Below are 16,479 nucleotides of genomic sequence, written 5' to 3'. Positions count from 1 at the left end.
CCGCTGAAGAAGTCGGTGGCGGACCAGGAGAGTTGTGCGGCGGGCGCTACTGCGGAGGGTCCTCGCGCAGGGCTGCGAGCAGGATCTCGTATTCGGACTCCTGGGTGCGCGACGCCGCCGACGCGGGAGGTGCCTGGTCGGCCCGGTGCCACGGAGAACCCGTCTGCGGGCGCTGCCCACCACCCCCCGCGCCATCGAGCGGCGACCGGCTGGATCGCGCCTGGTCGCCGGGACGCGCCGGCGGGGTCAGCGATCCCGGTGCTCCGGGCGAGCCGGCGTGCTGCGAACCGAGAGTCCGCCGATGTTCGGAGGAATCCCCGGCGCCACCTGCGAGGCCTGCCGCACCAGAGGCGCTTGCCGAATGCCCGGAACCGGCCACACCTGCCGGACCCGCGGGAACTGCCGCACCTGCCGGTCCCGCCGCACCCGCCTGACCTGCCGCACCCGGGGAACTCGCGGCGTCCGCCGGACCGGCGGCGTCCGTGGGGCTCGCCGGGGTGAGGGGATCCCCGGGCGCGGCCGAGCCCGGGGAGCCGGCCGGGTCAGTGGCGTCCTGGGGCTGGAGGTGGCGCGGGGTGAGCTCGACCTGGGCGGGCGCCGGCAGAGGGTCGGCGCTGATGCCGAGCTCCGCCAGCCGCCGGGCGCTGACCAGGACCCGGGCCTCCAGGGAGCCGACGGCTCGGTTGTACGACGAGACCGCCGTGCCCAGGGCGGTGCCCAGCTTGGCGAAGTGGTCGCCCATCGTGGTCAGGCGGGCGTAGAGCTCGCGGCCCGTGCGGTGGACGGCGAGGGCGTTGTGGGCGAGGGACTCCTGGCGCCAGGCATACGCGATGGTGCGCAGCAGGGCGACGAGCGTGGCCGGGGTGGCGAGGACGACGTTGCGGGTGAAGGCGTGCTCCAGCAGGGTCGGGTCGTGCTGGAGGGCGGCGTCGAGGAACGTGTCGGCGGGCATGAAGAGGACGACGAACTCGGGGGCGGGCTCGAAGGCGTCCCAGTAGGACTTGGCGGCGAGGGCGTCGACGTGGCCGCGGAGGTGCTTCGCGTGCTGGGTCAGGTGGGCGGTGCGGCCGGCCTCGTCGCGGGCCTCCATGGCGCTGAGATAGCCCTCGAAGGGGGCCTTCGCGTCGACGACCACCTGGCGGCCGCCGTGCAGGCGGACGACGAGGTCGGGGCGCTGGACGCCGCGGTCGGTGGTGGCGCTGACCTGCTCGTCGAAGTCGCAGTGCTCCAGCATGCCGGCGGCCTCGACGATGCGGCGCAGCTGGTGCTCGCCCCAGCGGCCGCGGATCTGCGGGGCGCGCAGGGCGGAGACGAGCTGGCGGGTCTCGGTGCGCAGCTCGCCGGAGACGTCGTGCATGGCGCGGACCTGCTCACGGAGCGACTCATATGCGCCGACGCGGTCGCGCTCCAGGTCGGCGACGCGGCGCTCATAGCGCAGCAGTGCGTCGTGCAGCGGGGCGACGGCGTCGGCGACCGCGTCCTGGGTCTGGGCGCGGGCCTCATAGGTGAGGGAGCGCAGGGACGACTCGAGCCGGGCCTCGCCGTCGCGGGTCGCCTGCAGGGTCGCTTCCAGCTTGGCCACATCGACGGCGGCGCGTGACCGCGCGGCGAACCAGCCGAGCGCGATGCCGGCGGCGAGCCCGATGAGGATCAGCAGGAGTTCCACGGGTATCAGCATGCCCGAGGGGTACGACAGAAAAAGTCAGTACCGGCTGCCCTGCGCACCCCGTGAGGCCCGCTCGGCGAGTGCCAGGTCGGACGCCGCCGCCCGCGCGAACGGGCTGCTCGCTCCCAGGAGCTGGGCGTAGACCGACTGGGCGGCGCGATACTCGGTGACGGCCTCGTCGAGGCGGCCCAGGTCGTGCAGGACGCTGGCGAGCCGGTGCCGGGACACGGCGGTGTCGAGGTGGACCGGCCCGAGCAGGTGCAGCCGGCTGCCCAGGACCGCCCGGTGCTCCGCCTCCGCCTCCGGCAGCCGTCCCGCGTGGTGCAGCGCCGACGCGAGGAGGCTGCGCGACATGAGCGTGTCGCGGTGCTCATGGCCGAGCAGCCGGGCGCGGGCCCGCATGACGGTGCTGTGCTCGTCGATGGCCCGGTCGAGCTCGCCCATGTCCTGGTACACCTTGGCGAGGTTGCTCCGGCTGATCAGCGTCTCCTGGTGGTTGCTGCCCAGGACGCGGGTGCGGGCCTCCAGGACCCGCTGGTGCTCGCCCTCGGAGCGGGTCAGGTCGCCGAGCTGGTGGTAGATCGTGGCGAGGTGGCTGCGGCTGGTCAGCGTGTCGGGGTGGTCCTCGCCGAGGATGCGCATCCGGGCGGTGAGCACCTCGTCGCACTCCACCAGCGCCTCGGCCAGCCGGTCGAGGTCGCGCAGCACGGTCGCGTGCTGGTCGCGGGCGGTGAGCGTGTCGGGGTGGTCCCAGCCGAGGGCGTGCGCGCGGGCGTCGACGATCTCGCCGTACGCCTCCTTCGCCTCCTGCAGCTGGCCCCGCCAGTGCAGGTCGGTCGCCCGCTGCCAGGCCGCCGAGTCGTCGTAGACGCGCGGGGCGGGGGAGGGGCGGCGGCGCGGCTCCGGCTCGGGCCACTCGACGGGGTCGGCCGCGGGCGGCGGCAGGTCCCGCTGCACCGGGATCGAAGCGGCCGCGGGCCGCATGACCGGCGGCTTCGGCGGGGGAGGGGGCACGGGATGGGTCGGGATACGCACGGCCTGCTGCGGCTCGAAGATGTCGTCGTCCACATACGGATCGGGCTCCGGCTCGAACGAGTCGGGCGAGAAGCGCTCGGGCACGAACCGGTCCGCCGGCACGTTCGTCGCCGGCTGCAGGACCACCTCCGGCACGTCGATCGGCGACTCCAGCCCGCGGCGGCGCAGCTCCCGCTTGAGGGCGACGATCGCGTCGGAGATGCCGTCGCTCTGGTCGCCGAGGCGCCACGCGACGGCGATCACCGGCCGGTCCAGGGCGATGCTCAGCTGCCGGACCGAACTGAGGATCGAGTCGTCGGGTGAGGCGTTGACGATGACCAGCGCCGCCTGGAACGCGGCGGTCTGGCCGACGAGGAGCGCCTGATACGTGCTCTGCATGCGCGCGATGGAGAAGCCTGTGCCGGCGCGGATGTCGACGATGATGTGCGACTCCGACATGGCGATCGGCCCGAGGAAGTACCCGAACACCGGCTGGAGCTTCTGGCCTTCCCGCCCGGCCGCCTCGTACAGCGCGGCGTTGGCCCCCTCGTGATAGGCGATCGCCTGCGGGGCGTGCCCGCGGATGAGCTGCACGAAGCGGTCGTAGGCGCCCTCGGCGTCGCCTTCGAGCTGGGCCTTGCCGGCGGAGGCGAGCCGCTCCTCGCGGTCGGCGGAGCGGACCACGATCGTGCCGCCGGACAGGCCCGCGAGCCCGACCAGGACGCCGGCCGCCACGAGGGCGGCCGCGCCGGCGGTGCTGCGGAACTGCATCGTGGTGAGCACACCCAGCGCGACCAAGGCCAGCCCGACGAGCACGACGGTGAATCGGGTCTGGCTACTCCATCGTCCGCCAGTCATCGGCCCTCTTCTATGCGACATACGCCCGCAGCAATGAGAAAGATCCGCAGCGTGACCAGAATCTTCCCACGAATGAACCAGTCCACGGTAGATCGCGTACGTGAACCCCGCCATTCACGCAGTTGGGAATGCAAAACTGTCAATTAGGCGACAGAAGCCTCGTGGTCGAGGAGCCAGCGCTTCACGGGCAGCCCCCAGCGGAACCCGCCGAGCGTCCCGTCGGTGCGCAGCACCCGGTGGCACGGCACGAACAGCGCCGCCGCGTTGCGCGCGCAGGCCTGCGCCGCGGCCCGGATCGCCGGAGGCCGGCCGGCGAGGACGGCGAACTCGCTGTACGTCACCGGAGCGCCGGCGGGCACCGTACGCAGGACGTCCCAGGCATGGGTGAGGAACTCGCCGCCCGCCTTCTGCCGCACCACGACGTCGTCGATCGCGTGCACGTCACCGTCCAGGTAGGACAGTGCCGCCTTCTGCGCGTCGCCGACGTCGCCGACGGGCCGCAGCGAGGCGGGGTCGACGAAGAGCGCCAGCGTCCCGAGGTCGTCGGTGAAGCCGCTGGCCAGCACCGCTCCGTCACCGTCGACGACGATGGTCAGCGGCCCGGCGGGAGAAGAGAAAGTCGAGAAGTACATCAAATCCTCCAGAGTCGGATCACGGCGTACGAGCGCCACGGCCGCCACCGCTCGGCGTGCGCGGCCAGCGAGCGGGGGTCGTCGGGCAGTCCGAGGGCCCGCGCGCCGCGCAGCACCCCCAGGTCGGTGGGCAGGAACGCATCGGGGTCGCCGAGGGCGCGCATCGCGATGTACGACGCCGTCCAGTCCCCGATACCGGGCAGGTCCTTGAGCCGGGCCACGGTCTCCGCGCGATCGCCGCTGCCGTCGAGGTGCAGCTCACCGGACGAGACCGCCGAGGCCAGCGCGCGCAACGTCCGGCGCCGCGCGGCCGGCATCGAGAACGCCGCGTCCGGCAGTTCGAGCAGCTCAAGGGGGGTGGAGAAGGCCAACCGCCGCAGGACCGTCCGCGCCGCGGCCACGGAGATCTGCTGCCCGACCACCGCCCGGACCGCGATCTCGAAGCCGTCGACGGCCCGCGGCACCCGTACCCCCGCCTCCTTCAGCACCAGGGGCGCCAGCAGCGGATCGTCGCCCAGCGCGGCGTCCACGGCCGCGGGGTCGGCGTCCAGGTCGAACAGCCGGCGGCAGCGGGCCACCGCGGGCGCCAGGTCGCGCAGGTCCGCGAGGCGCAGCGTCGCCGCGACATGGCCGTCCCCGGGGGTCAGGACCGCGGTGCCGGTGCCGTGCGGCAGTCTGAGGATCCGCGTGTACGAGTCACCGTCCCGCCCGTCGATGCCCTCGATCGCGCGGTCGCCGAGGAACGCCAGCAGCGCCTCGGCGTGCAGCGGCGCGCGGTACGGCAGCCGCACCGACACCACCCCGGGATCGTGTGACGGCTGGGAACGCCGCACCCGCAGGTCGGACGGCGTCCGGCCGTAGATCTCCCGGACGGTGTCGTTGAACTGCCGCACGCTGCCGAACCCGGCCGCGAACGCGATCTCGGCGAGCCCGAGCCGGGTCGTCTCGATCAGCACCCGGGCCGTCTGCGCGCGCTGCGCCCTGGCCAGCGCCAAGGGGCCGGCCCCGACCTCCGCGGTGAGCATCCGGTGCAGGTGGCGTTCGGTGTACCCGAGCCGCCCCGCCAGCCCCGGGACGCCGTCGCGGTCGACGACCCCGTCGGCGATCAGGCGCATCGCCCGGCCGACCACGTCGCCGCGCACGTCCCACTCCGGCGAGCCGGGCGCGGCGTCCGGCCGGCAGCGCAGGCAGGCCCGGAAGCCCTCCCGCTGCGCGGCCGCGGCCGTCGGCAGGAAGCGCACGTTCTCGGCCTTCGGCGTGATCGCCGGGCACGACGGCCGGCAGTAGATCTTCGTCGACTTCACCGCGGTCACGAAGACCCCGTCGAACCGCGCGTCGCGGCTGGTCGCCGCCCTGCGACAGGTTTCGAAGTCCAGTTCCATGCCATCCATCCTGCCCCGCAGGTCCACCCGCCGGCTGGCGGGAATCAGACGTGGTCGTGGAGCCCCGCCGGAGGACCCGCCACTGGCACGTTTGCGGGATTCACCCGATCGGTGGGTTGGCTAAGTTGATCCCACCAGCGACAAACAAACGGCCCCCCAGCCGAGATGGAGATAGCACCATGAGCGACTACGACACCGACGCGACCGCCGGCGGCCTCGGCGAGGCCGGCGCGGACGCCACGGGCGCCGGCTACGGCGAGCCCGAGATCATCACGCTCGAGGGCCAGGACGGCTCGACGATCTACGCCGTCGACGTCGACCACGACGGCCACGCCGACGCCGCCGGCCTCGACCGGGACAACGACGGGCAGCTCGAGGAGATCGCGCTCGACACCGACGGCGACGGCTCGCTGGAGACCCGGATGGTCGACCTCGACGGCGACGGCACGTTCGACGCGGTGCTCACCGACACCGACGGCGACGGCAAGATCGACGTCGCGGCGCTGGACTCCAACGGCGACGGCCTCGTCGACCGGGTGGTCGCCGACACCGACGGCGACGGCGTCATCGACACCGACGTCAGGGACGAGAACTTCGACGGCGTCGCCGACTCCGTCTCCCAGGACACCGACGGCGACGGCGACAGCGACGTGACGGTCACCGACACCGACGGCGACGGCACCTTCGAGACCGTCCGCTACGACGACCCCACCACCAACCCACTGGCGCAGGCCTGAGTCGTGCGAGGCCCCGGCCGGTCTCAGGACCGGCCGGGGCTCCGGCGCGACAGCCACATCGCGCCGAAGTCGACCAGCGCCCGCTGGCGCATCAGCCGGGCCGTGCCCGACCCGACCGGCCCGACCCGCTCCTCGCCGGTGATCGCGGCGAAGTCCTTGCCGAGCGGCTCGAACAGCGACGTGTCGTCGGCCAGCTCCGTGTATTCGACCCACCGCCGCTCGCCGTCCACCATGATCGGCGAGCCCTGCCGCAGGTGTCTGCCCGGCGAGGCGGTGCGGTACTCCGAAAGATGCAGCGACGTGTTGTTGTCGTGCCCGACGCCCAGCAGCAGCACCCAGGCGTCGGCCTCGTAGAGCCGGGCGAGCGGCGAGCCCTCGCCGAGGCCGTCGTCGAGCGTGTGCCCGGCGGTGATCCGCTCCGCGTCCGGACCGTGCGCGGCGAACGAGACGGTCGGGTGGTCGCTGCGCAGTACACCCGGGAAATGCCGGAAACATTCGACGACGGCGCCCATGAAGTTCGTCGGGGTCAGCCGGGGGTCGAAGGCCGGTGTCTCGGCCCGGATCGCCGACCACCAGGACTGCGGCACCGGCGGGTTGCCCCAGTCGGACGGCTCCGTCAGCTGCCGCGAATGCGTCGGCATGACCAGCGTCCCGTCCGGCCCGAGCGCCTCCAACAGCGCCGTCACGACCGCCTGCGCCCCGCCGGCGACCCAGCCGAGCCGCGACAGCGACGTGTGGACGATGACGGTCGCGCCCACCGGAAGCCCCAGGGTGGCCAGCTGCGCGACCATGCCGCGCACGGTGCCCGGCACGGCCGCCCTGGCGACGGCGTCGTGTTCCACGTCGAGCCATTTTAGCGGTGGATACTGATCGCCATGGTCGAGTGGGTGCTCTCCGGGTTCGGTGACGAGATCGACGACGATCCACGTGTGCAGCTGGCGGTGCTGCGCGCGCTCGGCGCCTCGCACGTCGAGGTCCGCAGCGCCTGGGGCGTCAACGTGGTGGACTTCGACGACGAGCTGACGACGCGGCTCGCGGTCGCGCTCACCGACTCCGGGACGGCGGTGTCGGCGGTCGCGTCCCCGATCGGCAAGACCGACGTCCACGGCGACGCCGACCTCGAACTCGCCCGGCTCCGGTCGGTGATCGCACTCTCGCAGCGGTTGCGCAGCCGGTACGTGCGGATCTTCTCCTTCTACCGCCCTGCGGGCGTCGAGGCCGAAGCGGTGCGCGACATCGTCCTGCGGCGCCTGCGGGCCTTCGCCGACCTGGCCGAACGCGAGCAGGTCGTCCTGCTGCACGAGAACGAGAAGGACGTCTACGGCGACGTGCCCGCCCGCGTGCTGGACGTCGTCGAGTCGGTCGGCTCGCCGGCGCTGCGGGTGGCCTGGGACAACGCCAACTTCGTGCAGGTCGGGGTCCGCCCGTTCAGCGAGGGCTACGCGATGTTGCGGCCGCATCTGGAGTACCTCCAGGTCAAGGACGCCCGGTTCGCCGGCGGCGCGGTCGTGCCCCCCGGCGAGGGCGACGGCGAACTGCTCGAGACGGTGACGGCGCTGCGCGACGACGGCTGGACCGGGTTCGCGTCCCTGGAGCCGCACCTGGCCGACCCCGCGAACCCGGCGAAGACCGGCCCGGCGGGCTTCGGCCGGGCGGCCCGGGCGTTCGCGGCGCTCACCGCGGGCGCGGGTATCACGCTGCGGTAGGACAAGTTACCGACTGTAGTTCCGCGGGGGCGTTGCTACGGTCCCGGTTCATGCGCTTGGCGACGTACAACGTGGAGAACCTGTTCGCCCGGGCCCGCGCCCTCGACCCGGCGGACCCCGCGAAGGGGCAGCCGGCGCTGTCCGCGTACGAGGAGTTCAACCGGATCGCGGCCCACCCCGTCTACTCCGCCGAGGACCGGGCCGCGATGCTCGACGCCCTGGAGACCCTGCGCGTGTTCGTGCGCACCCGCGCCGGCCGGCGGGCCAACCCCGACCTGTTCGGCGACGCGTTCGCGGTGCTGCGCGAGAACAGGGGCGACTTCCTGTCCGCGCCCGCCGACGCCGAGCCGCGCATCGTCGCCGCCGGGCGCGGGTCCTGGAACGGCTGGGTCGACCTCATCGTCGACCCCGTCGACGAGCTCTCCACCCGGATGACCGCCAGGGTCGTCGCCGACGTCGCCGCCGACGTGCTCTGCGTCGTGGAGGCCGAGAGCCGCCCGTCGCTGGTGAAGTTCAACGACGAGCTGCTCGGCGGCCGGTACGGCCACGCCATGCTGGTCGACGGCAACGACCCCCGCGGTATCGACGTCGGCCTCTTCTGCGTCGCCGGCATCGAGATCGACTGGGTCCGCAGCCACGTGGACGTCGTCTCGCAGGGCAGCCGCCTGTTCAGCCGCGACTGTCCCGTCTACAGGCTGCTCCTGCCCTCCGGCGCCGAGTTGTACATGGTGCTCAACCACCTGAAGAGCCAGTCCTTCACCAACGGCGACCCCGACCCGCTGCGGACCAGGCAGGCGACCGAGGTCCGCGCGATCTACGACCGCCTCCGCGCCGCCGGGGCCGACTACGTGGCCGTCGTCGGCGACTTCAACAAACGCCCCGACCACGCCTCCCTGCGGCCGCTGCTCGGCCCGGACTCCCCGCTCGTCGACGCGTACTCGCTGCCCGCGTTCTCCGGCCTGTACGACCCGCTGGACCGTGACCACGAGCGCCCCGGCAGCTTCCAGTCGTGCACGATCGGCAACCGGCTGGACTACATCCTGCTGTCGCCGCAGCTCGCGGAGCGGGTCACCGACGGCGGGGTCTTCCGGCGCGGCCTGTGGGGCACGCCCTCCAACGTCAAGCGGCCGCGGCTGTGGGACGCGTACCCCGAGATCACCAGCGCCCGGCACGCCGCGTCCGACCACGGTGCGGTCTGGGTCGAGGCTGACCTGTAGCTTTTACGCGTGGCACTCAGCATCGGGATCGTCGGCCTGCCCAACGTCGGCAAGAGCACCCTCTTCAACGCGCTCACGAAGGGCGACGCGCTCGCCGCGAACTATCCGTTCGCGACCATCGAGCCCAACGTCGGCGTCGTCGGCCTGCCCGACCAGCGGCTGGGCAAGCTCGCCGAGCTGCACAGCTCCGTGAAGATCATCCCGGCGCCGGTGTCGTTCGTCGACATCGCGGGCCTCGTGCGCGGCGCGTCGAAGGGCCAGGGCCGCGGCAACGCGTTCCTCGCCAACATCCGCGACGCCTCCGCGATCTGCCAGGTCGTGCGCGCCTTCGCCGACCCCAACGTGGTCCACGTCGACGGCAAGGTCTCCCCGTCCGACGACATCGAGACCATCAACACCGAGCTCATCCTCGCCGACCTGCAGACCATCGAGAAGGCCCTACCCCGGCTGGAGAAGGAGGCGAAGGTCCAGAAGCAGCGGGCCGGGATCGCCGCCGCCGCGAAGGCCGCCGCCGAGCTGCTCAACGGCGGCACCACGCTCTACGCCGGCGCCGCCAAGGCCGGCATCGACGTGGCGGAGCTGCAGGAGCTGCACCTGCTCACCGCCAAGCCGTTCCTCTACGTCTTCAACGTCGACGAGGCCGGCCTGTCCGACGCCGCGTTCCTCGACGAGCTGCGCGCCCTGGTCGCCCCCGCCGAGGCCATCTTCCTCGACGCCAAGATCGAGTCGGAGCTCACCGACCTGGACGAGGAGGAGGCGCTGGAGCTCCTGGCGTCGATCGGCCAGCCGGAGCCCGGCCTGCACCAGCTGATCCGCGTCGGCTTCCGCACCCTCGGCCTGCAGACCTATCTCACCGCCGGCCCGAAGGAGACCAGGGCCTGGACGATCCCGATCGGCGCCACCGCCCCCGAGGCCGCGGGCGTCATCCACTCGGACTTCCAGCGCGGCTTCATCAAGGCCGAAGTGGTCAGCTTCGACGACCTGATGACCGCCGGCTCCCAGAACGCCGCCAAGGCCGCCGGCAAGGTCCGCATCGAAGGCAAGGACTACATCATGCAGGACGGCGACGTCGTCGAGTTCCGCTTCAACGTGTAGTCAGGTCGATCCTCGCCGCGAACGGCACCGTGACCTCCAGCGTGCCGCGATGGATGCCGGCGGGTGCGTAACGACGCCCGTCGGCCTCGTAGGCGGTGACGACCGGCGAGGAGTTCCCTTTCGCCACGTGCCAGTAGTGCGCGATGCCGGCCTCGGCGTACTTGCGCGGCTTCACCGTCCGGTCGCGGTGGGCGGACTCCGGCGACTCGACCTCGACGACCAGCAGCACCTCGTCGGGGGTGCGGCACGTGCGGTTCGGGTCGTGGCCCGCCGTCGTGACGAGAAGGCCTGGCGTGAGGCGGCTGCGCTCGTCGAGCCGGATCGTCATCTGCGCCTCGACACGGACGCCTGCGGGCGCCTGCCTGCCGAGCGCTCGCGCCAGCGCGCTGACCAGCCGGGAGTGCCACTGCTGCCGCGGCCACCCGCTCAGGATGAGCGCGCCGTCGATCAACTCGGCGTGCTGCGGAATGTCCGGCAGGTGATCGAGATCGTCCGCATACCACCCCTCGATCCGGGGTGCGCGCATCCAGCCGGGCACCGTGTCCGCGTCGCGGTCATGGGCCACCACTCAGGCGGCGCCCGCGATGATCGTGCGGTAGAGGTCCTCGATCCTGGCCGCCAGGGTCACCTCACCCGGGGACAGGGCCGACATGCCCGGCACGCGCAGGCGGATCTGGGTCCGGCCGTCGAGGCGGCGGACGTCCGGGCGCACCTGGAGGGCGTCGGCGACGATCTTCATGCGCTCGGTGAGTGCCGCATGCTGGGAATCGTCCAGATGCAGCGTCCGGCGGATCTCCTCGCCGTCGTGCGTCCAGCCTTGCAGTAAGCCCAGCGCATCGCTGAGATAGTCACGGTGCTGCTCGCTCCGCCTGGCCCGCATAACGACCTACCCTCCCGCGGCATCGTTGCCGGCTTGTGGCCGTTTCGAAGCCTGCCCGTCATCAACGGTGTCTGCAAGTCTCCTGGGCAACCGGTGGATCTGTCCACGGCCACATTTCCCTCGTCTGGTGAACAACAGGGCATAGCCAGCAACCAGAACTTCATTTGGATCTGGCACGCTGGTTGCCCGTGCAGACCGAACGGTTGATGCCAAGGATCATCGTCGGTGCCGCGATCATCTCGAATGGTCGGGTCCTGGCCTGTGAGCGCGCGTTACCGCCCGAAATGGCCGGAAAGTGGGAGTTTCCCGGGGGCAAGGTCGACCCCGGGGAGACCGAGGAGCAGGCGCTGGTGCGGGAGTGCCAGGAGGAGCTCGGGGTCGACGTCGAGGTGGGCGCGCGAGTCGGCGCAGACATCATGATGCTCGGCGGTGCCGCGATCCTCAAGGTGTACCTCGCCCGCCTGCTGAACGGTGCCCAACCCGTGCCGCTGGAGCACAGCGACCTTCGATGGCTCGCGGTCCACGAGCTCGACAGCGTCCCGTGGCTGCCGGCCGACGCGCCGATCGTGCACGCGCTGATGCCGTTGCTACCTTCGACCGCGTGAACGTCACCTACCCCGAGATCGGGGCCACCCGCGAAGGGCCCCTGCCGCCCGGCTACGTCCACGTCACCCGCCGGGTGAGGGTAGGACATGGTCACGAGACGTTCACCGCCGCAGCGGCCGCCCTGGCCCGCTGGCAGCCCCAGCGCGGCGCGGGGCTGAAGTTACGCAGCGACGAGGACAAGGTCACGCTCGGTGGCAGGTTCTCGACCGGGATCGGCGCCGGCCCGCTCCGGCTGTGGGCCCCGTGCCTGATCGTGTGGGTCGTGGACGAGCCGGAGCGTTACGGCTTCGGCTTCGGTACGCTCCCCGGCCACGTCGCCACCGGCGAGGAGTCGTTCCTGCTGAAGGTGGAGCCCGGCGGCGAGGTGTGGTTCGAGGTCAGGGCGTTCAGCCGCCCGGCCACCTGGTGGGCCCGGCTCGGCGCCCCGGTGATGCGCCTCGTCCAGTCGAAGATCACGGACCGCTACGCGACCGCCATGCTCCAGCCACCCCGCCCGTGACCGGCCACGCCGCACCGCCGGCACGTGACCGCGGTGCCCCGCTCTGCGGTGCTTGGCCCGCCGCGCACCGAAATCGTCATGTGGTCGAACCCGCACCGTGGCACTCCACGGTCCAGCTATCGATGCTGGCCTCGTTCTGATGATCCGGAAGACTTTGTGCTGCCATGACGACACGAAGTCTTCCGGATCATCAGAAAAAGCGTGCGCTCGACCGAGAGCCCACCGGCCACGGTGACCACCGTGCCCCGGGTGAAGCCCGCGCCGCGACCGGCGGCGCGGAGGCCGCCCTGGTGCGGCCCGAGTGCGGCCCGAGCCGTGATCGGCGTGCCGAGGGCACCCCAGTTGTGATCGCGGGCGCCCGCCGCACGAAGAAGGCGCCCCGGCCACGGCCGGGGCGCCTTCTCGACAGCGTGTGAGCTAGTGGTGGCCGTCCCCGGAGGGGGACGACGGGTGCTGGTAGCGCAGCTGCTCCGGCGGCAGCGGGAACTCCTGGTCGTCGCCGAACGGCGAGCCCGCCGCCGCCCGGTCCAGGGTGAGCTCCGCCACCACGAGCTTGCCGTCGGCGCCGACCGGCGCCTCCTGCGGCACGGGGCCCTCCTGGTGCCAGCTGCTGCCGGTGTCCGACACCGCCAGGTCGCCGGAGGTGGTCTTGACGCTCGTCGCCGCGGCGTGCGCGTGCGCCGGCTGCTCGTCCAGCTGGTCACGACGGAAGATCTTGCGTCCGAGCCAGGTCACCGGGTCGTACCTCCGATCGACAACACGTTCCTTCATCGGGATGATCGCATTGTCAGTGATTTTGATGTGCTCGGGGCAGACTTCGGTGCAGCACTTGGTGATGTTGCAGTAGCCCAGTCCCTGCTCGGCCTGCGCGAGCTCCTTGCGGTCGTCGCGGGCGTCCAGCGGGTGCATGTCCAGCTCGGCGGCCCGGATGAAGAAGCGCGGTCCGGAGAACGCGGGCTTGTTCTCCTCGTGGTCACGGATGACGTGGCACACGTTCTGGCACAGGAAGCACTCGATGCACTTGCGGAACTCCTGCGAGCGCTCCACGTCGACCTGCTGCATCCGGTACTCACCGGGGGCGACACCGGCGGGCGGCGCGAACGCGGGCAGCTCGCGGGCCTTCTGGTAGTTGAAGTTGACGTTGGTGACGAGGTCGCGGACCACGGGGAACGTCCGCAGCGGCGTCACCGTGACCGTCTCGGTGTCCTCGAACGTCGACATGCGGGTCATGCAGCCCAGCCGCGGCTTGCCGTTGATCTCCATCGAGCAGGAGCCGCACTTGCCGGCCTTGCAGTTCCACCGCACGGCCAGGTCGGGGGTCTGCGTGGCCTGGAGCCGGTGGATGACGTCGAGCACGACCTCGCCCTCGTTGACCTCCACCTGGAAGTCCTCCAGCGCGCCGCCGGTGTCGTCGCCGCGCCAGACGCGGAAGTGGCGTTTGGTGCCCATCACAGCTCCTCGTCGGTCATGTACTTGGCGAGCTCGCTCTGCTCGAACAGGCCCTGCAGCTCCGGCCGCATGACCGGCAGCGGCTGGTGCTCCAGCCGGACGTCCTCGCCGTCAAGGGAACAGACCAGGTTCACCTTGCGCCACTTCGGGTCCATCTTCGGGTGGTCCTCGCGGGTGTGCCCGCCGCGGGACTCGGTGCGCTCCAGCGCGGCCTTCGCGGTGCACTCCGACACGATCAGCATGTTGCGCAGGTCCAGCGCCAGGTGCCAGCCGGGGTTGTACCTGCGGCCACCGCCCACGCCGACCTTCTTGACCCGCTCCTTGAGCTCGGCCAGCCGGGTGATCGACTCGCGCAGCTCACCGTCGCGCCGGATGATGCCGACGAGGACGCCCATGATCTCCTGCAGGTCATGGTGCAGGGTGTACGGGTTCTCCCCGGCGTCGGCCCTGGCGAGGGGTGCCAGGGCGGTCTCGACGGCCGCGTCGACGGCGGCGGCGGACGGCTTGCGCCGGCCCATCTTCTCGGCGTGCGCGGCCGCGTGCTCGCCGGCCCGCTTGCCGAAGACCAGCAGGTCCGACAGCGAGTTGCCGCCGAGCCGGTTGGAGCCGTGCATGCCGCCGGAGACCTCACCGGCCGCGAACAGCCCGGCGACCGCGGCGGCGGTCGTGTCGGCGTCGACCTCGATGCCACCCATCACGTAGTGACAGGTCGGGCCGACCTCCATCGGCTGCTTGGTGATGTCGACGTCCGCCAGCTCCTTGAACTGGTGGTACATCGACGGGAGCCGCTTGCGGATCTGCTCCGCGGGCAGCCGGCTGGCGATGTCGAGCAGGACGCCGCCCGCCTTGGTGCCGCGGCCGGCCTTGACCTCGCTGTTGATCGCGCGGGCGACCTCGTCGCGGGGGAGCAGCTCCGGGGGGCGCCGGTTGTTGTCCGGGTCGGAGTACCAGCGGTCCGCCTCCTCCTCGGTGTCCGCGTACTGCTTGCGGAACACGTCGGGGACGTAGTCGAACATGAACCGCTTGCCCTCGGTGTTGCGCAGCACGCCACCGTCACCGCGGACCGACTCGGTCACCAGGATGCCCTTGACCGACGGCGGCCAGACCATGCCCGTCGGGTGGAACTGCAGGAACTCCATGTTGATCAGCGTCGCGCCGGTGCGCAGCGCGAGGGCGTGCCCGTCGCCGGTGTACTCCCAGGAGTTGGAGGTCACCTTGTAGGACTTGCCGACGCCGCCGGTCGCGAGCACGATCGCGGCGCTCTCGAACAGCACGAAGTCGCCGGACTCGCGGTAGTAGCCGAACGCCCCGGACACCGCGCCGTCCTCGACGAACAGCTCGGTGATCGTGCACTCCTGGAAGACCCGGATGCGCGCCTCGTAGTCACCGTGCGTGGCGAAGTCCTCCTGCTGCAGCGACACGATCTTCTGCTGCAGGGTGCGGATCAGCTCCAGGCCGGTGCGGTCGCCGACGTGCGCGAGCCGCGGATACTCGTGACCGCCGAAGTTGCGCTGGCTGATCTTGCCGTCCTTGGTGCGGTCGAACAGCGCGCCGTAGGTCTCCAGCTCCCAGATGCGGTCCGGGGCCTCCTTGGCGTGCAGCTCCGCCATCCGGAAGTTGTTGAGGAACTTCCCGCCGCGCATCGTGTCGCGGAAGTGGACCTGCCAGTTGTCCCGCGAGTTGACGTTGCCCATCGCCGCGGCGGCGCCGCCCTCGGCCATGACGGTGTGCGCCTTGCCGAACAGCGACTTGGAGATGATGGCGGTCTTCTTGCCGGCGAGCCGAGCCTCGATCGCGGCGCGCAGCCCGGCGCCGCCGGCGCCGATGACCACGACGTCGTAGGTGTGTCGCTCGATGTTCGTCATCGGAATGTCCCTAGTTGAAGAACCGGAAGTCGGTGATCCACCCGGCCGAGACCGCCATGACGTAGGCGTCGGCGATGATCACCGAGAAGAGTGATGCCCACGCGTACTGCTGGTGCTTGGCGTTGAGCTTCGACACCAGACCCCACGCGCGATACCGCACCGGGTGCTTCGAGAAGTGCTTGAGCCGCCCGCCGATGATGTTGCGGCAGGAGTGGCAGCCCAGCGTGTACGCCCAGATCAGGATCGCGTTGACGGCGAGGATCAGCGTGCCGAGCCCCATGCCGATGCCGCCGTCCTTGCCGTGCCAGGCGATGACGGCGTCATACGTGAGGACCGAGCCGACCAGGATCGCGGCGTAGAAGAAGTACCGGTGGATGTTCTGGAAGATCAGCGGGAAGCGGGTCTCACCGGAGTAGGTCTTGTGACCGTCCGGGACCGCGCACGCCGGCGGCGACAGCCAGAACGAGCGGTAATACGCCTTGCGGTAGTAGTAGCAGGTCAGACGGAAGCCGCCGGGCAGCACCAGGATGATCATCGCCGGTGACATCCACGACGGCAGCTGCGGGATCGGCTGGCCGAGGAAGTGGCTGGAGCCCTCCACACAGCTCTGGGTCAGGCAGGGGGAGTAGAACGGCGCCAGGTAGTGCTCGGCGCCGGCCCAGTAGTGGTCGTTCATGATGGCGCGGACCAGGCCGTAGACCACGAAGGCCCCGAGACCGAGGAACACCAGCAGCGGCTGTAGCCACCACCTGTCCGTCCGCAACGTTTTCTCACTGATCGCTGCGCGGGGCCCCGAGCCCGGGGCAGACCGAGGCCTGGCCGGCGTGGTCGTCATGGTGATTGCTCCCTGTTGGCGCTGAGGGACGGGCCGAT

Annotated in this window: 15 protein-coding genes and 1 pseudogene; 6 read left to right on the top strand and 10 right to left on the bottom strand. The window is 71.4% G+C overall.

Annotation, left to right across the window (positions count from 1 at the left end; all coding sequences use genetic code 11):
- Positions 1–538 precede the first annotated feature (538 nt).
- From ACZ6TV_RS15835 to ACZ6TV_RS15820, 4 genes and pseudogenes are all read right to left on the bottom strand, one after another.
- Positions 539–1,678, bottom strand: a pseudogene (locus ACZ6TV_RS15835) (DNA recombination protein RmuC); the annotation flags it as partial.
- 24 nt (positions 1,679–1,702) lie between these two features.
- Entirely contained in the window at positions 1,703–3,538 is a 1,836-nt protein-coding gene (locus ACZ6TV_RS15830) for a tetratricopeptide repeat protein (protein ID WP_465297879.1), read from the bottom strand.
- Positions 3,539–3,681: 143 nt separating this feature from the next.
- Positions 3,682–4,170 carry a methylated-DNA--[protein]-cysteine S-methyltransferase gene (locus tag ACZ6TV_RS15825; RefSeq protein WP_465297878.1) on the bottom strand — a complete coding sequence of 163 codons (489 nt, stop codon included), beginning with the start codon at positions 4,168–4,170 and terminating at the stop codon, positions 3,682–3,684.
- A complete protein-coding gene (locus ACZ6TV_RS15820) occupies positions 4,170–5,552 on the bottom strand; it encodes an AlkA N-terminal domain-containing protein (RefSeq protein WP_465297877.1) in 1,383 nt (460 codons plus the stop codon). The genes ACZ6TV_RS15825 and ACZ6TV_RS15820 overlap by 1 nt, the downstream gene beginning before the upstream one ends.
- 179 nt (positions 5,553–5,731) lie before the next feature.
- Between ACZ6TV_RS15820 and ACZ6TV_RS15815 the strand changes: the two genes are divergently transcribed.
- Positions 5,732–6,289, top strand: a complete 558-nt coding sequence (locus ACZ6TV_RS15815) for a hypothetical protein (protein ID WP_465297876.1) — start codon at positions 5,732–5,734, stop codon at positions 6,287–6,289.
- Positions 6,290–6,312: 23 nt separating this feature from the next.
- Here ACZ6TV_RS15815 and ACZ6TV_RS15810 read toward each other — a convergent pair whose 3' ends face one another.
- Positions 6,313–7,131: an AAC(3) family N-acetyltransferase gene (locus ACZ6TV_RS15810; protein ID WP_465297875.1), complete on the bottom strand. Its 819-nt coding sequence runs from the start codon at positions 7,129–7,131 to the stop codon at positions 6,313–6,315.
- A 33-nt stretch (positions 7,132–7,164) separates the two neighbouring features.
- Here ACZ6TV_RS15810 and ACZ6TV_RS15805 point away from each other — a divergent pair, with 33 nt between their 5' ends.
- Genes ACZ6TV_RS15805 through ychF form a run of 3 tightly spaced genes read left to right on the top strand, consistent with a single transcriptional unit; the run spans position 7,165 to position 10,307 of the window.
- The gene (locus tag ACZ6TV_RS15805; protein ID WP_465297874.1) at positions 7,165–7,995 is read left to right on the top strand and encodes a sugar phosphate isomerase/epimerase family protein; all 831 of its coding nucleotides are present in this window, start codon (positions 7,165–7,167) and stop codon (positions 7,993–7,995) included.
- A gap of 50 nt (positions 7,996–8,045) precedes the next feature.
- Positions 8,046–9,212: an endonuclease/exonuclease/phosphatase family protein gene (locus ACZ6TV_RS15800; RefSeq protein WP_465297873.1), complete on the top strand. Its 1,167-nt coding sequence runs from the start codon at positions 8,046–8,048 to the stop codon at positions 9,210–9,212.
- Between the two features lie 9 nt (positions 9,213–9,221).
- A complete protein-coding gene (ychF, locus tag ACZ6TV_RS15795; RefSeq protein WP_465297872.1) occupies positions 9,222–10,307 on the top strand; it encodes a redox-regulated ATPase YchF in 1,086 nt (361 codons plus the stop codon).
- Here ychF and ACZ6TV_RS15790 read toward each other — a convergent pair.
- Both ACZ6TV_RS15790 and ACZ6TV_RS15785 read right to left on the bottom strand, forming a co-directional pair.
- Complete coding sequence (locus ACZ6TV_RS15790; protein WP_465297871.1) at positions 10,297–10,833, bottom strand: Uma2 family endonuclease; 537 nt, start codon at positions 10,831–10,833, stop codon at positions 10,297–10,299. The genes ychF and ACZ6TV_RS15790 overlap by 11 nt on opposite strands.
- A gap of 42 nt (positions 10,834–10,875) precedes the next feature.
- Positions 10,876–11,187 carry a 4a-hydroxytetrahydrobiopterin dehydratase gene (locus ACZ6TV_RS15785; RefSeq protein WP_465297870.1) on the bottom strand — a complete coding sequence of 104 codons (312 nt, stop codon included), beginning with the start codon at positions 11,185–11,187 and terminating at the stop codon, positions 10,876–10,878.
- Positions 11,188–11,393: 206 nt separating this feature from the next.
- Here ACZ6TV_RS15785 and ACZ6TV_RS15780 point away from each other — a divergent pair, with 206 nt between their 5' ends.
- Both ACZ6TV_RS15780 and ACZ6TV_RS15775 read left to right on the top strand, forming a co-directional pair.
- Positions 11,394–11,792, top strand: coding sequence for a (deoxy)nucleoside triphosphate pyrophosphohydrolase (locus ACZ6TV_RS15780; RefSeq protein ID WP_465297998.1), 399 nt, complete (start codon positions 11,394–11,396; stop codon positions 11,790–11,792).
- Positions 11,789–12,292 (top strand): DUF1990 family protein, encoded by a 504-nt coding sequence (locus ACZ6TV_RS15775; protein WP_465297869.1) that lies wholly within the window; start codon positions 11,789–11,791, stop codon positions 12,290–12,292. The genes ACZ6TV_RS15780 and ACZ6TV_RS15775 overlap by 4 nt, the downstream gene beginning before the upstream one ends.
- 417 nt (positions 12,293–12,709) lie before the next feature.
- Here the strand turns inward: ACZ6TV_RS15775 and ACZ6TV_RS15770 are convergent, their stop codons facing one another.
- The 3 genes from ACZ6TV_RS15770 to ACZ6TV_RS15760 are packed head-to-tail and all read right to left on the bottom strand — an operon-like array spanning position 12,710 to position 16,441.
- Positions 12,710–13,741, bottom strand: a complete 1,032-nt coding sequence (locus ACZ6TV_RS15770; protein ID WP_465297868.1) for a succinate dehydrogenase/fumarate reductase iron-sulfur subunit — start codon at positions 13,739–13,741, stop codon at positions 12,710–12,712.
- Positions 13,741–15,606, bottom strand: coding sequence for a fumarate reductase/succinate dehydrogenase flavoprotein subunit (locus ACZ6TV_RS15765; protein WP_465297867.1), 1,866 nt, complete (start codon positions 15,604–15,606; stop codon positions 13,741–13,743). Before ACZ6TV_RS15765 ends, ACZ6TV_RS15770 begins: the two co-directional genes overlap by 1 nt.
- 10 nt (positions 15,607–15,616) lie before the next feature.
- Positions 15,617–16,441, bottom strand: coding sequence for a hypothetical protein (locus ACZ6TV_RS15760; protein ID WP_465297866.1), 825 nt, complete (start codon positions 16,439–16,441; stop codon positions 15,617–15,619).
- Positions 16,442–16,479 lie beyond the last annotated feature (38 nt).

The organism is Dactylosporangium sp. NPDC051087, from assembly GCF_055586325.1.
This window is presented reverse-complemented; position numbering and strand designations above follow the sequence as displayed.

Coding starts and splice junctions, on each gene's coding strand:
- ACZ6TV_RS15830 (WP_465297879.1), bottom strand. CDS start 3,538: ATGACTGGCGGACGATGGAGTAGCCAGACCCGATTCACCGTCGTGCTC.
- ACZ6TV_RS15825 (WP_465297878.1), bottom strand. CDS start 4,170: ATGTACTTCTCGACTTTCTCTTCTCCCGCCGGGCCGCTGACCATCGTC.
- ACZ6TV_RS15820 (WP_465297877.1), bottom strand. CDS start 5,552: ATGGAACTGGACTTCGAAACCTGTCGCAGGGCGGCGACCAGCCGCGAC.
- ACZ6TV_RS15815 (WP_465297876.1), top strand. CDS start 5,732: ATGAGCGACTACGACACCGACGCGACCGCCGGCGGCCTCGGCGAGGCC.
- ACZ6TV_RS15805 (WP_465297874.1), top strand. CDS start 7,165: ATGGTCGAGTGGGTGCTCTCCGGGTTCGGTGACGAGATCGACGACGAT.
- ACZ6TV_RS15800 (WP_465297873.1), top strand. CDS start 8,046: ATGCGCTTGGCGACGTACAACGTGGAGAACCTGTTCGCCCGGGCCCGC.
- ACZ6TV_RS15790 (WP_465297871.1), bottom strand. CDS start 10,833: ATGCGCGCACCCCGGATCGAGGGGTGGTATGCGGACGATCTCGATCAC.
- ACZ6TV_RS15785 (WP_465297870.1), bottom strand. CDS start 11,187: ATGCGGGCCAGGCGGAGCGAGCAGCACCGTGACTATCTCAGCGATGCG.
- ACZ6TV_RS15780 (WP_465297998.1), top strand. CDS start 11,394: ATGCCAAGGATCATCGTCGGTGCCGCGATCATCTCGAATGGTCGGGTC.
- ACZ6TV_RS15770 (WP_465297868.1), bottom strand. CDS start 13,741: ATGGGCACCAAACGCCACTTCCGCGTCTGGCGCGGCGACGACACCGGC.
- ACZ6TV_RS15765 (WP_465297867.1), bottom strand. CDS start 15,606: ATGACGAACATCGAGCGACACACCTACGACGTCGTGGTCATCGGCGCC.
- ACZ6TV_RS15760 (WP_465297866.1), bottom strand. CDS start 16,441: ATGACGACCACGCCGGCCAGGCCTCGGTCTGCCCCGGGCTCGGGGCCC.